Origin of the sequence: Microcoleus sp. AT8-B5, from assembly GCF_036705565.1 — a bacterium.
In the GTDB taxonomy this organism is placed as follows: Bacteria; Cyanobacteriota; Cyanobacteriia; order Cyanobacteriales; family Microcoleaceae; genus Microcoleus.
In genome coordinates this window covers 1-17,310 of sequence record NZ_JAUBUY010000068.1, presented here as the reverse complement: position 1 = coordinate 17,310, position 17,310 = coordinate 1, and the positions used below count along the sequence as shown (strand labels likewise).

Genomic DNA, 17,310 nt, shown 5'->3' with positions numbered 1-17,310 from the left:
GGTTAGAAGAAACCCTCCCAAGAAAATTTACTCTTTCTGAAATGGGCCAGAAAGCCAGTTATTGAGAACCGTTCAACATCTAAGATAGAGTGCATTGTAATTGTTGAACCAAATAGTTTTCAACTGGGAACGGCGGATTTTGTGGCTATACAATTGTTTATATGCTATAATAGGTGGCTAAACTGCCTTATGACAAAAAACAAGGTATATGATATCAGTTTTGAGCCCACCCGCAAAGCGAAACGGCTTTAAAGTTCTTCTGGTCGAAGACAATCAAGCAGAAGCCGATCTGATTGAAGAATTATTATTAGAAACAAACGCCAGTAGAGCCGAACCCCAAAGGCTATCAGTAAGTTGTACGGACCGTCTGAGCAAAGCGCAGGAACTTTTGGTCAGCGAACATTTTGATGTGATTTTACTAGACCTTTCGCTGCCAGACAGCCAAGACTTAAATACAATTGTCAAAATACAAGAATATAGTCTAAATACTCCGATTGTCGTACTGACTGCCCGCAACGATGAAGAGCTTGCCCTGCAGTCAATCCAAGCCGGAGCTCAAGATTATCTAGTCAAGCGAAAAATTGACAGCGAAGTGTTAATTAGATCGCTTCGCTACGCAGTCGAGCGACAGCACAACCAAGAAGCTTTACGAAAAAGCGAAGAAAAATATCGCTCGGTAGTCGAGAATTCTCTCGTCGGAATTGCCATTCTCGCTCCTCCTATTTCCCCCTCAGCACCCGAAAAATGCGAGTGGTTGGAAGTGAACGATGCTTTGTGCGATTTACTGGGATACGATCGCCAGGATTTTTGGCATGAGAATTGGGAAATGTGGGTTTTTCCTGAAGACTTGCAGTCTAGTTTAGAGCAGTTAAATAAAATTTTGGCAGGGCAGAGTGAAGGCTATGTTTTAGACCAAAGATGGCGCAGAAAAGATGGAAAAACCGTTTATACTAGAGTTTACCTTCGCTGTATCCGCGCCCTAGACGGCTCGATAGACCGCCTGATTAAAGTAGTCTTGGACGTGAGCGATCGCTACCGTTACGAAGCTCAATTAAAAGCATCAGAAGAGTTTTTAAATCACACGATAAATTCTACTCCCGATCCAATTTTTGTCAAAGATGAGCAGCACAAATGGATCGTTGTAAACGATGCTTTTTGCAATTTGATAGGAAAAAGGCGATCGGAACTGATTGGCCAGTCAGGATACGATTATTTTCCCCCAGCACAAGCGGCTTTTTTTTGGCAACAAGACGAGCAAGTATTGCAAAGAAGTCTTGCTCAGGAAACAGAAGAAATTTTTACAGATAGCGGTGGTCAAGAACGCATTATATCTACTAAAAAAACAGTATTTAAAAAAACCGATGGGACTAAAATGTTGGTTGGAACAATGCGAGATGTGACCGAATACAAACGCCAGCAAATTGCGTTGCAGGAAAGCGAAGCTCGATTTCAAATAATGACGGACAACGTGCCGGGAATGATTTATCAATATCGGCTTTATGTAGATGGTAAAACATCTTTTACTTACGTTTCTTCTGGCAGTTGGCAGATATACAATTTAAAGCCAGAAGAAATAGAAGAAAATGCCAGTTTGGCTTTTGCAACAGTTCACCCAGACGACATCTCAGACTTGCAGCGATCGATGGCAACTTCAGCGGCGACTCAGCAAGCTTGGCAACACCAGTGGCGGCAAGTTATGGGAGATCGAGTGAAATGGCTTCAAGGCGCGTCGAAGCCAGAAAAGCAAGCAAACGGCGATATAGTTTGGGACGGTTTAGTGATGGATGTTACGGAATTGAAACAAACCCAGCAAGACCGCGATCGATTTTTTAATCTCTCGCTGGATTTACTTTGCATTGCAGGTTTTGACGGCTATTTCAAACGCTTAAACCCCGCTTGGTCAAATGTATTGGGTTATAGCAGCGATGAAATCTTAGCCAAACCTTTGATAGAATTAGTCCATCCAGAAGACCTAGAAATTACTGTAGCGGAATTAGAAAAACTTAAAAAAAGCCACCCGATTATTAGCTTAGAAAACCGCTATCTTTGCCAAGATGGTACTTATAAATGGCTGTCGTGGACTGCATCGCCGTTTGCAGAAGAAGGTTTGATTTATGCCGTGGCTCGCGATGTTACATTTAGCAAGCAAGCTGAAGCTGAATTGCGTAAGAGCGCAGCCACCAACCGCGCTCTTTTAAATGCGATACCAGACATGATATTTCGCTGTCGGGCAGACGGCACTTTTGTAGACTTCAAACCTGCAAAAGATTTCGATAATATCCTACCGCAAAAAGCACTAATCGGCAAAAAAGCACAAGACATATTGCCTGCTGCTTTTGCTGACAAAATCTTGTCGGGCCATCAACAAGCGATCGCCACTGGCGAGATTCAAGTTGTAGAATATCAAATGCCCGTTAATGATGAACTGTACGATTTTGAAGCGAGAATTGTTTTCTGCACGGATGACGAAATTATCGCGATCGTCCGCGACATCACCAATCGCAAACGTTTCGAGTCAAAACTCCACAGGCAAGCAGCAGCAATGGCGGCTGCTTCCGAAGGTATCGCCATATTCAGTGCCGACAAAGAGGTGATTTATTGCAACGCAGCACGACTCAATATCTACGGTTACAACTCTCTCGAAGAAATCTTAGGTAAAAGTTGGAAAATATTCTACCAAGGTGCAGAACTGCAAAGGTTCGAGCAAGAAGTCCTGCCGACTTTAGTGCAGAAAGGTTCTTACAGCACCGAAGCAGTAGGATGCCGCCGCGACGGATCGGAAGTCCCTCTCGATGTATCGCTGACAATGCTAGCCGGCGGAGAAACTATTTGCGTTGTTCGCGATATTTCTCAAAGAAAACAAGCAGAAGCAGCACTGCGGGAAAGCCAGCGATTCGCTCAGCAAATTGCTGGGGCAATTCCTAATATTTTGTATGTTTGTGACTTAATTGAAAAAAAAAATATCTATGGGAACGCTTCTATCTACCACATTCTTGGCTATACAGTAGAGGAAATTCAGGCAATGGGGCCGTGGATGATGTCAACTTTAATCCACCCCGAAAATTTAATCAAAATGCCTGATTATTTACAGCAAGTCGAAACAGGCAGCGAAGGGGATATCTTTGAAATTGAATACAGAATTAGGCACAAGGATGGTTCTTGGCGCTGGATGGTTAGCCGAGATACTGTATTTGCCAAAACAGCAGACGGTAAGTTAAAACAAATTCTCGGCACGGCAACTGATATTACCGAAAGCAAGCAAGCAGAAGATGAAATAAAGCTGTTGCTGGCCGCAACTCAAGCTATTAGTCAGTCTGCCGATTTTCACAGCGCCCTCCCGCAAATTCTGCGGTTGCTGTGCAATGCGATCGGCTGGAATTTTGCGGAAGCTTGGATACCGACTGCTAACGGTAGTTGTTTGGAACATAGCGAAACTTGGTACGCTAGCGATCGCGATTTAGATAGGTTCGGCCGCGAAAGTAAAAGAATTAGATTCGCCGCCGGAGTGGCAGTACCTGGACGGATTTGGTCAACCAGAAATGTAGAATGGATTGAAGATATTTCTCTAGCCAAAAATCATCTTTTTGCCCGATCGCAAATGGCGAAATCAGTCGGATTGAAAGCTTGTTTCGGAGTGCCAATTCACGCTAGTTCAAAGGTGCTGGCAGTTTTAGTATTCTGCAAGCGCGATCGCTCGATTATGGAACCGCGTATAGTAGAGTTGGTCAAGGCTGTAGCGACTCAGTTGGGCGATCATATTCAGCGCAAACAAGCCGAAGAAGAATTGCGTAAAAGTGAAGAACGCTGGCAGTTAGTTCTTAAAGGCAATCAAGACGGAATTTGGGATCTGAATCTTCAAACAAATGAAGCTTTTCGCTCGGCCCGCTGGCAAGAAATTATCGGTTACACAGACGGCGAAATCGACAGCACCAACAGCGCATCGATCGATCGCATCCATCCAGACGATCGCTCACGAGTGCAAGCAGCGATCCAAGGTTATCTCGATCGGCAAACCCCCAATTACGCCGCCGAATACCGCTTGCAGTGCAAAGACGGTAGCTATAAGTGGGTGCTCGCCCGCGCTCAAGCAGTGTGGGACGAAGCCGGAAACCCTCTGCGGATGGTGGGTTCGATGACGGATATTAGCGATCGCAAAGCAGCAGAATTAGCTTTACTGCAGGTCACTCAAGCCGTCGAAAGTACCAGCGATGCGATCGTGATCGCCGACTTGAAAGGGCGGTCTATTTATCACAATCAAGCCTTTATTCAGCGCTACGGCTACACAGTGGAAGAACTCAATAATCTTGGCGATATGACCGCGCTGTATGTCCGGCATAAAAATTACAAACAAATCTATAAAAGCCTTCGCAAAGGTCGCTCTTGGTGTGGCGAAGTTGCACTGCAAACTAAGAGCAACGAAGCAGTAACTGCTCTGGTGCGAGCCGACAGTATTCAAGATATTCATAGTAATTCAATCGGCTTGATTGCAGTAATTACTGATATCACAAAACGCAAAGAATCGGAATTAATTTTGCGACAAAAATTAAAGCGCGAACAGTTGGCAGTAGCCATGTTGGAACGCATTAGATATTCTCTAAATCTTGAAGAAATTTTAACCAAAAGTGTCGAAGAAGTGCGTCATTTTTTGCAAGTAGACCGCACTATTATTTATCAATTCAATCCTGATTGGAGCGGGTTTATCGCTGTTGAGTCGGTTGCCGAAAATGTTCGACCAATTGTAGGAATGGAAATTTATGACCCCTGTTTCGGGGCAGCCTACGTTCATCTTTACCAAGACGGTAGAATTAGAGCCATAGAAGATGTTCACAATGCGGGCCTAGCCGACTGCCACTTGGGTTTGTTGACTCGGCTAGACGTGAGAGCGAATCTGGTAGTGCCGATTTTGCAAGGCGAAAACTTGTGGGGGCTGTTAATTGCCCACCACTGCACGGGCCCGCGTCCCTGGCAACAATTGGAGGGAGAGTGCCTAAAACAATTGGGGGTGCAGTTGGCGATCGCCATTCAGCAATCGATGCTATTTGAACAAGCACAAACCGAAATTGCCGATCGCAAACTTGCAGAAGCCGCCCTGCAATTAGCTAAAGAAGCCGCCGAATCCGCCAACCGCGCTAAAAGCGACTTTCTCGCGAACATGAGCCACGAATTGCGGACGCCTTTGAACGGGATTTTGGGATACATTCAACTGCTAAAAGTCGATAAAAACTTTACCGCCGATCAACAGGAAAGTCTTAACAACATTCACCAGTGTGGCAACCACCTGCTGATGCTGATTAATGATGTTTTAGACCTCTCAAAAATCGAAGCTAGTAAAATGGATCTGTCTCTGACAAACCTGCATTTTTCCAGTTTTGTTAAAAGTATTATTGATTTGTTCCAGATGCGCTCTGCTCAAAAAGGAATTGCCTTTAATTACGAGCAGGTGTCAGCGCTGCCAGATGGCATTTTGGCAGACGAAAAAAGGTTGCGTCAAGTTTTGATTAATTTGCTCAGCAATGCCGTTAAGTTTACGAACAGCGGCAGCGTTACATTCAAAGTCGGTTATGCAGAAAATTTCCCCGATAATTATCATCAAACCAACAGCAAAAGTTCGATTTGGACAGCGGAAATTGCACCTAAAACAATCAATTTGACCGCTAATTTAGACGCGCAGCAAATGTCTAACCCGCCGCTGGGAACAACAGAAACGCGCGAGGTGACAACAGACAATACTGGCCGTTCCCCTACCCCTAAAATTCGCTTTCAAATCGAAGATACCGGCATTGGCATTTCTCAGAATAAATTAGAAGAAATATTTTTGCCTTTTCATCAAGTGGGCGATCATAACAATTTCGTCGAAGGTACGGGACTGGGACTTTCCATCAGCCAAAAATTAGTCAAAATGATGGGCAGCCAAATTCGCGTCCAAAGTACCTCCGGCAAAGGCAGCATATTTTGGTTGGATCTAGACTTACCCGCAGTCGCGCAGTGTTCGGAACTTCCCTCCCGACAAGAAAAAAGGCGGCTTGTAGGTTTTATCGGCCCCCAGCGGAAAGTGCTAATCGTGGACGATCACGAAGTAAATCGCGCCATGTTGCACAGGCTGCTTTTTCATTTAGGCTTTGAAATTGCAGAAGCTACAGACGGCGAAGACTGCTTGCACAAAGCACAAAAATTTCTACCGGATATAATTTTAATGGATTTGCTGATGCCGGTAATGAACGGTTGGGAAGCTACCAGGCGGCTGCGACAGTTGCCGGAATTAAAAGATACGGTTATCCTTGCTTTGTCCGCTAACGTTTACGAGACTACCAAGCAAGAGAGCATACTTGCAGGTTGCGATAATTTTATCACCAAGCCGATTCAAACTAATGAGCTTTTAGAATTATTGCGCCTGCATTTGAGACTAGAATGGGTTTACGAAGAAGGATCGCAAACCAGAAAGCGGACAGATCAAACTGCCAAAGCATCTTCTGAGATTGCTGCTGCTGACTCAACGATGGTGTCTCCTGCCTCAGAGTCAGTCTTGGCGTTGTTAAGATTGGCTGCAATGGGCGATATTGAAGCTATTCTGGAAGAAACTGCTAAACTCGAACATTCTGAGCCGACATTAGTGCCTTTCGTTCATCACCTGCGCCAACTTGCTAAAGGATTTCAGCTCAAGCAAATTCGAGATTTTTTGAAGCAACATTTGTCCTAAAATTGACGGTAGCTAACAGACAACTTAAAATCAGTTAAATCTCTGATCTTGCACCATGGTCAGCAACAAGCTTCCCGGCTTGTTCCACAGAGACTGAATTTCTTGTGGCGAGTAGGGGTTGGACCCCAGATCCCGCCCACAAAAGAAAATAGTGATTGCAAATAAAGGCATCTATGAAGCAACCGGATTTCTAGAGCCGCAGAAAATCACTTGAATCCGATTTAAACTCACAAACCACCAATCAAAAATCAAAAATTTTAATATTTCCCTTGAATATGAACGATAAGAATTCCGAAAGAAGCATCATACAAATTGTCGATGACAACCAAACAAATCTTGACGTACTTTTCGAGTTGTTAAGGAATTACGGGTTTAAAGTATTAGTGGCTCTAGACGGCGAAAGTGCGATCGAGCAAATTGACTACATTCATCCCGACTTGATTCTTTTGGATATCATGATGCCAGGAATTGACGGTTTTGAAACTTGCCGACGCTTGAAAGCAGACGCGTCAACGCAAGATATTCCCATCATATTTATGAGCGCCCTTTCCGATACGCCTGATAAAGTAAAAGGCTTTCAGACAGGAGCAGTTGACTACATCACTAAGCCTTTCCAGCACGAAGAAGTTTTGAGCCGGATTCAAACCCACTTGACAATCCGCAGCTTGCAAAAAAAACTCGAAGAAAAAAACCTCGAACTTGCCCACCTCAACCAAAACCTGGAAAGACTTGTTGAACAAAAAACCAAGCAATTAATCAACCAGGAAAAAACAGCCATCATCGGACGTTTGACTCAGGGCATGGTTCACAACCTCAAAAGTCCGCTGCAAGTGATTCAGACTAGCGTCGATTTGATTGAAACAAAAGCCACACAAATTCAAGAAGACTCTCTGTTTAATTATACTAAGTATATTTTTCAAGCAGTCACAAAAATCAATCAGATCATGGATACTCTGATGATGAAAAGCCGCAACGAGCAAAAGCAAGATTTGCACCCGGTGAATATCAACGATTTAGTGCAGCGAGAAATTCAGCTATTGGAAGGCAACCTATATTTTAAAAATAAAATTAGAAAAAAATACTTTTATGACGAAGAAATTGACAGTATTCCATTGATTTATTCCTATCTTTCTCAAGTATTTTATAATTTAATTAATAATGCAATGGATGCTATGTGGGAAAAGAAAAGCAGAGAAATAACTATCGTGACGCGGCAAGACGACTCGAACATATACATGGATATTGCAGATACGGGATGCGGCATATCATCTGAAGATTTGCCAAAACTTTTTGATCCTTTTTACACATCCAAGCCGCCTAAAGGCGAGGCAAAAACGGAAGGTGAACCAACAGGAACTGGTCTAGGACTTTATACTTGTATTGAACTTTTAAAACCTTTTAACGGTGAAATTGCTATTAGCAGCAATGTCGGTCAAGGCAGCGTGTTTACAGTTGTGCTGCCCAAACCGCAGACAAATTGAGCGACTCAACTGAGTTAACTTGTGTCGGGTTAGACAACCATAATTAAGTTTGTAATTAAATTTGTAGCATGGAATGCAAGTCTTGGTTACTCGCTCAAGAGAGGACTTGCATTGCTCAATACAAACAAGCGCTAATTGCGGGCTATTAACCGGACACAATCTCAGAGCGGATTTTGTAAATTAACGGTAATTCTCCTAGCTTAGTAAGACTATTCCAAAAACAAATATTTTAACTTTAGGCAAGCTTTAAACGGCTATTTAAAATCTAAATTTTCAAAGGCTATCAGCAATGCCAATCCTGATTAATCCGCGTTCTTTTGATTTGCCTCTTGCTATTCCCCTGCCAAAGGTTGTAAATTAAAATAGAGTTGAGTTGCAATATTGGTAAGAGTATAATAGTTTTGGGCCACTAGGTTTGGGGCCAGGCGGACAACTTGCAGCGAACAACTCAATTCTACAAATAAATCTGGGTGGTCTGCAAGCACACAGCGCACTCTAAAGCGTGTGCTTCAAGTTCCCCAATCATCAGCTAGGTAGCTGCATCCGCTGCTGAGATTTTATAATTACTAAAAAATAGCAAAAGGATACCCGTAAAAAAAATGCTAGTTTACGCAACAGCCAAACCGCGATAGTCATCAGTCATCAGTCATTCCAAATCTAAAATCTAAAATCTAAAATCTAAAATGGTATGACATCTGTGTTTGAGTCAACTTTAACGCTTAGTTTAAAAATTCTTTTAGTAGAAGATTGTGCCGAAGATGCAGAGTTCATTCAAGAACTGCTGTCTGAACCCCAACTAGGACACTTAATTGATGTGACCAATGTAGTTCGCTTTCGTGAAGCGATAGAAATTTTAAGGGAGCAAATTTTTGATGTAATTTTATTAGATATTTCACTTCCTGACAGCCCAAAATTTAATACTTTTTTCCGACTTCAAGATTGCGGTATCAATACTCCGATCGTCATTCTGACAGCGGCTGATGACGAAGAACTAGCTGTCGAGTTAATTGCCGCCGGCGCCCAAGATTATCTGGTGAAAAGACAGGTAGACAGCCGGCTGCTGGTACGGACGCTCAGGTGCGCGATCGCCCGCCAGAAACGGCAAGCAGAATGGAAAAAAAGTCAAGAAAAATACCAGCAGGTTGTTGACAATATCAAAGAAGTTGTTTTTGAAACAAATACGGCGGGCAATTGGACTTTTCTCAATCCGGCTTGGACAGAAATCACCGGATTTACCGTTGATGAAAGCTTAGGAACTTCCTGTTTGAGTTACATTCATTCTGAGGATCAATACCAATATTTAAATTCGTTGACAGGTCTGAGCGAAAATCAAGAAACATCCAATTGCTATCAAATTCGATATCTTACAAAAAATGGCGAAATTCGGTGGGTAGAAGTGCAAGAATTTTTTCTTTGGGGCGAGAACGGCGGGGCGCAGGGGACGACAGGAACTATCAATGATATTACCGATAAAATTTTAGCACTTTCCGAACTAGAAGCTAGTAAAAAGTTTTTGAATTATACAATCGATGCAGTGGCAGACCCACTTTTTGTCAAGGATGAACAGCACCGCTGGATACTGTTAAATGATGCTTTTTGCAAGCTGCTCGGCAAGGAGCGCGAGGAACTGCTGGGCAAGTCGGATTATGACTTTTTCCCAAGACAAGAAGCTGAGATTTTTTGGCAGAATGACGAACAAGTTTTTAGGACGGGGGAAGAAAACGAGAGCGAGGAAATATTTACGGACGGCCGCGGTGCAAAGCACATTTTGTCTACTAAAAAAACTGTATTTGAAAATAGCGATGGCAGTAAAAATCTCGTCGGGATAATTCGAGATATCACTGAGGATAGGCGCAAACAATTAGCGCAGCAAGAAAGCGAAGCTAGACTTCGGCAACTTGCAGCCAATTTACCGGGAATAATTTATCAATTTCGTCTCTCAACAGACGGAAAAAAAAGTTTCCCTTATATTTCTTCGGGGAGCATCGATTTATATGAATTGGAGCCAGAAAATATTCAGCATAATCCTCAACTACTTTTTGATTTTATTCATCCAGATGATTGTCAAAAATTTGAAGAATCTATTGCTGTTTCTGCGGCAAATATGCAGCCATGGCAGCAGGAATGGCGGGCGATTGTACCGTCGGGAAAACTTAAGTGGATGCAAGGGGTTTCGAGACCGGAACGAGTTGATTTTGCGACTAAAATAGGGCAGGAAGGGGATATAGTTTGGGAAGGGATCGTGCTGGATATTACTGATTTAAAGCAGACTGAAGCAGCTTTGCGGGAGAGCGAAGCCAGATTTCGATCGCTCGTTGAGAATATCCCTGGCGCTATCTGCCGCAGCTTGTACGATGCTGAGTGGACGATGGTATTTATTAGCGATGAAATTGAGGTAATTAGTGGGTATCCTGCTGGAGATTTTATTCGCAACAACGGCTTAAGTTTTGCGAGCATTGTCCACGAGGCAGACAAGGAAATGGTCGATCGACAAATCAGCGCAGCAGTAGAGTCGAAACAGCCGTACAATCTAGAATACCGGATTGTTCGCGATGACGGAGCGGTGCGGTGGGTGTCGGAAAGAGGTAGGCCAACTTACAATCTGGAAGGGCTGGTTTTGTGGCTCGACAGAGCGATTTTTGATATTACCGATCGCAAACAAGCCGAACTGACTCTGTGCCTAGTAACTCAAGCTGTAGACAGTGCTAGTGATGCGATCGCGATCGCAGATTTAGACGGTTATTCCGTTTATCATAATCAAGCATTTATTCAGCGCTACGGCTATACAGTGGAGGAACTAAATAATGCCGGCGGCCCAGCAGTAATGTACCCCAAATCTCAAGACTTGAGAAAGTTATTTAGGGTGCTGCGGAAAGGTTTTTCCTGGGAAAGTGAAATTGAAATCAAGAGTAAAAATGGCGATATTATAGAAACTTTTTTGCGGGCTAACTGCATTAAAGATAGCGCTAAGCAACCGATAGGAATGATAGCCATAATTGCCGACCTCACAGAAATAAAACGCACCGAATCGGCATTAAAACTCAGTCAAGAGCGATTACAGTTGGCGGTTTCCGGTAGCTCTTTGGGGCTGTGGGATTGGAATATAGCTACTGGCGAAACTTATTTCGACTTTTATTGGAAATCAATGCTAGGCTATGCAGAAACCGAAATTGAAAATAACCTCAAATGTTGGGAAACTTTGCTGCATCCCGAAGACCGAGTGAAGGTAATGGAATGTTTAAATTCCTATTTGGAAGGTGAGACTGATATCTATGAATTTGAATTTCGGATGCTCAATAAAGCGGGCAATTGGCAGTGGATTCTGGCGATGGGCAAGGTAGTCGAGTACGACGAATGGGGTACGCCACTGCGGATAACAGGCACTCACAAAGATATCAGCGCCCGCGTTGCAGCAGAAGCCGAAAAAACGCAGTTGATCGCATCTTTGCAACAAATTGCCGAACAGTTGCAAGCAGCGCAAAAAATAGCCCGCATCGGCAATTGGGAATTTGATAGGGAGACAGGAGTTATTACTTGGTCGGAAGAACTGTTTCGAGTTTACGGTCGAGAATTGAATCGGCCGCCGACAATGGAAGAACTTTTAGAGCAAATTCATGCCGATGACAAAGAAAGGTTTGCAGAAGTTGTACAAAAAGCAGTGACTGAAGGAACAGCTTACGACATCGACCACCGCATCTATTTTCCATCAGGAGAAATTAGGCACGTTAACGCTAAAGGAAAAGCTGTTAAAAATGAGTTGGGTCAGGTGGTGCGGCTGTGTGGCACGGCAATGGACATTAGCCATCGCAAAAAAGCAGAAATTGCTTTACAAGAAAGCGAACAGCGATTTCGAGCTGTATTTGAACAAGCGGCGATTGGCATTGTCAAAGTGTGGCGCGACGGTCAATTTTTGAATGCAAATCAAGGGTTTTGCAATATTGTCTGCTACTCAGAATTAGAGCTAAAATCGCGAAATGTTGGGGACATTTCTCACCCCGAAGATGTAGCAGCAGATGTCGAGTCGCGCGACAGACTGTTAGCTGGGGAAATTTTTAATTATTCTATTGAAAAACGCTTTATTCGCAAAGACGGTTCATTTGTTTGGACTAATATGACTGTATCTTTAGTGCGGGATGGGTTTGGGGAACCTAGCTATGTAATTGCTGTGATTGAAGATATTAGCACTCGCAAACTTGCCGAGGCTATCTTGCGCCAGCAATTAAAGCGCGAACGCCTGGTGGTAAAAATGCTGGAGCGCATTCGCTCTTCTCTCAATTTAGAAGAAATTTTGACAAACACTGTTGCTGAAGTACGGCACTTTTTGCAAACAGATCGGACAGTTATTTATCGCTTTAATCCCGATTGGAGCGGTTTTATAACTGTCGAGTCTGTGGGCGAAAATTGGCAGTCGATTCAAGGAATAACTATTAAAGATTCCTGCTTTGAAGACAGCTCTGCTTCTGCTTACGAAGACGGTCGCCCTTTAGCTGTGGATGATATTTACAAAGCAGGTCTTTCCCAGTGCTACATTAATTTATTAAGTCAATTTCAGGTGCGAGCTAATTTGGTAGTGCCGATTTTGCAAGGCGACAAGTTGTGGGGGCTATTGATTGCCCACGAGTGCGCGGGCCGCCGTCGCTGGCTGGAAATTGAGGTCGAGTGTCTCAAACAAATTAGCGTGCAGTTGGCGATCGCGATCCAGCAATCAATGCTGTTTGAGCAAGCACAAAGTGAAATTGCCGATCGCAAACAAGCCGAGTCAGCTTTGCAGGAATCGGAAGCGCGAGAACGTTCAAAAGCGCTAGAGTTAGAAGCAGCTATTAACAAGCTCCGAACGACTCAAGCTCAGCTCGTTCAAAATGAAAAAATGGTGAGTTTGGGTCAGTTAGTTGCTGGTGTTGCTCACGAAATTAATAACCCCGTTAGCTTTATTCACGGCAATCTCAGTCCGGCTCGCAATTACACTTTAGATTTGCTGGAATTGATTAAAGTTTACCAGCATTACTGTCCTCATCCTCCGGCCCAAGTCTTGGATAAAATTGATGAAATAGACTTGGATTATATTGTTGAGGATTTCCCGAAATTGTTTAACTCGATGCAAGTAGGAACCGAGCGAATTGTCGAGATTGTGAAATCGTTGCGTAATTTTTCCCGATTGGACGAGTCCGCAGGGAAGTCGGTTAACATTCACGAGGGAATTGATAGCACTTTGATGATTTTGCAAAATCGGTTAAAATCTCACAGCAGTCATGGAGAAATTCAGATAGTTAAAGACTACCAACTCTTGCCACAAATTGAATGTTTTCCTGGCGAGTTGAATCAGGTATTTATGAATATTTTGATTAATGCGATCGATGCTTTGGAAGAACGGGACAAGCAGCGTTCGATCGAGGAGTGCGATCGACATCCCAGCACGATCGCTATTCGCAGTTATCAGGTGGCTGGGGGCTTCGTAGCGGTATCGATTGCCGACAACGGGGGGGGGATACCGGAGTCAGTGCGATCGAGGCTGTTTGACCCATTTTTCACGACTAAACCTGTGGGCAAGGGTACGGGTTTGGGACTGTCGATTTCTCACTCGATTATCGTCGATCGCCACGGCGGCCGATTGAGCTGTATTTCGACACCGGGTGAGGGAGCGGAGTTTTTAATTGAAATTCCAGTGCGGCCGAATTTAACTGGTAGGAATTCAAATTTGGGGCAATAAATTAGCAATTGGTAATTGGAAAGCGGAAATGGGCAATATCTCACATCTGGCACCCTTCTCAAGAACAGGCTTTTCGGCCTGTTCCACAAAGAGAGAATTTTCTTGTGGAACAGGCCGAAAAGCCTGTTCCTAAACAAGTAATATCATGTCCGGTCGATTAGCAGAAATCAGGTAGGGGCGGGTTCACCAACAATATCTGCTAATAATTAACAATCTCAAAAACCCGCCCGACCGTGATATTATGGTCAATCGAACGGACATGATATCAAAAAATTATTCTGATGCCAAGGTCAACAATATAAGTTATGAGTTATGAGTTGTGAGTGAAAAATCAAACACGATATTACAAATTACCTTCAAATTTTACATAACAATCGGGGAAGATTCCGAGTTACTGCTGGCGTGACAAATGCGATTTTTGCCTTCGGTTTTGGCTTTAAAAAGGGCGCTGTCAGCGCTGCGAATTAGGGCATTGGGAGATTCCCGGGCAGAAGGAATCGCTGTCGCAATGCCGCAACTGAGGGTAACGTAGGGGCCGATCGACGATCGCGCGTGGGGTAGTTTCAAGCTGGCGATGCCGTCGCAAATTTTTTGGGCGACAGCGTTTGCCCCTTCGGCGCTAGTGTTGGGCAGCACTAGGGCAAATTCTTCGCCACCGTAGCGGGCAGTCAAATCCCCAGCCCGGTTGGTGGCGCTGGCGATCGCCCCGGCAACTTGGCGCAAACAATCGTCCCCGCCGAGGTGCCCATAAAACTCGTTGTAAAGTTTAAAAAAGTCGATGTCAAACATAATTAAAGACAGCGGCAGTTCCTCTCTGGCCAATCTGCGCCACTCTAAGCTCAAAACTCGATCGAACTGGCGACGGTTGGCAATGCCAGTCAGTCCGTCAGTAGTTGCCAGTTGCTGCAATTTTTGATTGGCTATTGCTAGCTTGCGGTAAAGTTGAGATTGTTCGATCGCGATCGCCACTTGATTTGCCAAGTGCTGTAAAAAATCTATTTCCCACTGTTGCCATTCCCTGACACCGCTGCAATTGTATGCTGTCAGCATTCCCCACAAACTATTGCCATTTTCTGCGATCGAATCCGGCAAATTTTTACCCTGGGCCTGCGGTTTGCCACTCGCCTGGTGCCAGATATAATTTTCCGCTGCATCTTGATTGTTCTCGACTTCCCAAACACTGGCTTCTTGTGTTTCTTTTGCCGTTTCCCAGTCGCCTGATTGCCAAATTGGTACGCTGATAACTGCTGCAATTTCACAATCTGTCAACAATTCTTTGCAACTGCCAGCCAAGGGGGCAGTGTTGACATCTGCTATTGCTTGTACCGATTGGGATTCGACTAAAACAAAGCATGACACCGCCAAAGCAGCACTAATATTTTGGTTTTCAATATAACCTTCTGGCAAACCGTCACCTGCGACGATCGCACCTTTTTGCTCTTCCCCGTCCAATTGAGACACCCAATCCTGACAGCGATAAATTAAAACGCGGTCTGTTTGGAGAAATTGGCGCACTTCTGCGACGGTACTTTGGAGAATGTTTGCCGGATCTATTGACGATCGAATATGTTCGATCATTTTGCCCAACAGCCGCTGTCGCAGAGCCTGCTGCCGCAATTGTTCTTCGATTTGCTGGCGTTCGATCGCGTAATGGATAGCCCGCACCAGCAGAGTTCGGTGAAATCTTCCCTTTACCAAACAATCTTGAGCGCCCCAGCGCAATACTGAGCGGGCAATATTTTCATCGTTGATATCTGTCAGCACCACAATTGGCAATGTCGGCCATCGCCCTTTCAAAACTGCGATCGCCTCGCTTCCCCTCAAGCTGTCTGACAGTGACAAATCTAATAGTACGGCGTCAAACTTGTCTACTTCCAGACGCCCAACTCCTATCTCCAGAGACTTAACAGTTTGGAGAAGAAATAGAGACTCGCTGAATGACCCTAGAAGGTCTTCGATCATTGTCGGATCTCCGAGGTCATCCTCAACCAACAAAATTTTCAGACATTGGTTACGTGTTAACACAACTATAGCGTTCGGAGCGAGTCGAAGGCAACTTTTTTGTTTTGATAGCGATACTTGCGATCGGCAAATATTTCCGCTTATCAAATTCACTATACACTCAAACTACGCATTTAGCGCTCCATTAAAGCTTACATATCCGGTGGGAGTGAAACGATCTCAAACCAATACTCACATAAAGTCTTCATTACTTCCAGCAATCCTTCAAAAGTTACTGGTTTGGATATGAAAGAATTGGCTCCCAAGCGGTAGCAAAGCAAGATATCTCCTCTGCGGTGGGAAGTTGTGAGTATTACAACCGGAATTTGTTGCAAATGAGGGTCAGCTCTGATCAAACTTAGTGTTTCTCGCCCGTCCAGCCTCGGCATATTCAGATCCAAAAGTATCAAGTCTGGCTGATGCCAATTGCTGCTACCAACATATTGACCACGACGGTACAAGTAGTCTAGAACTTGTTCTCCATTTTCCACAAATTCGCTCGTAATTTCAAATCGAACTTCTCCCAGTGCTTCCTTCACCAAAAAGCGCGTATCCTCGTCATCGTTGGCTATTAAAAGAGTAAATCTTTTCTTTTTATAATTCACGGCTTTGCCTCACTCCGAACGTTTTTTGTGAGGTCGCTGGACTTTGATCCGTGTCTGAGTACCTGCCAATAATCTCTTGCCATCATCCGGTAAATCTTGCAGAGAACACTGAAATTGTGTTGCAATAATTTACATTTTTTCTGCATTTGCAAAGGTTTGCGAATCATGATTGTTTCACTTGGCAGTCTGTCCGAAAACCTGCAAACTGCAAACACATCACAAATCTTTCTCCGCGAACTACTATGGAAACTACTGCATCCCAAAGCAAGATGCTCTGGATACAGTTGAAAAAAATTAACAAGTCTTGCGCGCACCGCTGATTTATAAGTTGTATAAGGATAGAGCTAATAGATTTATATTGATAGATTTATAGCTCGATGTCATCAGTGAATATGCTACACTTTATAAGCATTTTTGTAAAGAAAAGATAAAGATATTTAAAGCTTAAGTAAAGGACGGGTGACAATCAAGCAATTTGGTGACAAGCCCCCGGATTCATCCGTGGAGCGAGAAAAAAGCTCCGAATCCTCTTCAGTTGCCCCCGGATTTATCAGTGGAGTCGCTTTCTTCAATTCTAAAATCTAAAATCTAAAACCTAAAATCTACAATCTACAATCTACAATCTACAACCTAAAATCTAAAATCTACAACCTAAAATCTACAACCTAAAATCTAAAATCTAAAATCTAAAATCTACAATCTAAAACCTAAAATCTAAAATCTAAAATCTAAAATCTAGAACCTAAAATCTAAAATCTAAAATCTAAAATCTAAAATCTAAAATCTAAAATCTAAAATCTAAAATCTAAAATCTAAAAT

5 protein-coding genes are annotated in these 17,310 nt (G+C 43.6%); 3 read left to right on the top strand and 2 right to left on the bottom strand.

All coding sequences use genetic code 11. The features are described 5' to 3' along the window. The first annotated feature begins 208 nt into the window (after positions 1-208). From QUB39_RS27810 to QUB39_RS27800, 3 genes are all read left to right on the top strand, one after another. Positions 209-6,697: a PAS domain S-box protein gene (locus QUB39_RS27810; protein WP_333212287.1), complete on the top strand. Its 6,489-nt coding sequence runs from the start codon at positions 209-211 to the stop codon at positions 6,695-6,697. A gap of 275 nt (positions 6,698-6,972) precedes the next feature. Further along, a complete protein-coding gene (locus QUB39_RS27805; RefSeq protein WP_333056998.1) occupies positions 6,973-8,178 on the top strand; it encodes a hybrid sensor histidine kinase/response regulator in 1,206 nt (401 codons plus the stop codon). Between the two features lie 688 nt (positions 8,179-8,866). Continuing rightward, entirely contained in the window at positions 8,867-13,885 is a 5,019-nt protein-coding gene (locus QUB39_RS27800; protein ID WP_333212289.1) for a PAS domain S-box protein, read from the top strand. A 363-nt stretch (positions 13,886-14,248) separates the two neighbouring features. Here the strand turns inward: QUB39_RS27800 and QUB39_RS27795 are convergent, their stop codons facing one another. Both QUB39_RS27795 and QUB39_RS27790 read right to left on the bottom strand, forming a co-directional pair. Continuing rightward, positions 14,249-15,910, bottom strand: a complete 1,662-nt coding sequence (locus tag QUB39_RS27795; RefSeq protein WP_333056996.1) for a diguanylate cyclase domain-containing protein — start codon at positions 15,908-15,910, stop codon at positions 14,249-14,251. Between the two features lie 128 nt (positions 15,911-16,038). After that, on the bottom strand, positions 16,039-16,491 hold the full coding sequence (locus QUB39_RS27790; protein WP_333056994.1) for a response regulator: 453 nt from the start codon (positions 16,489-16,491) through the stop codon (positions 16,039-16,041). Between the last annotated feature and the right edge of the window lie 819 nt (positions 16,492-17,310).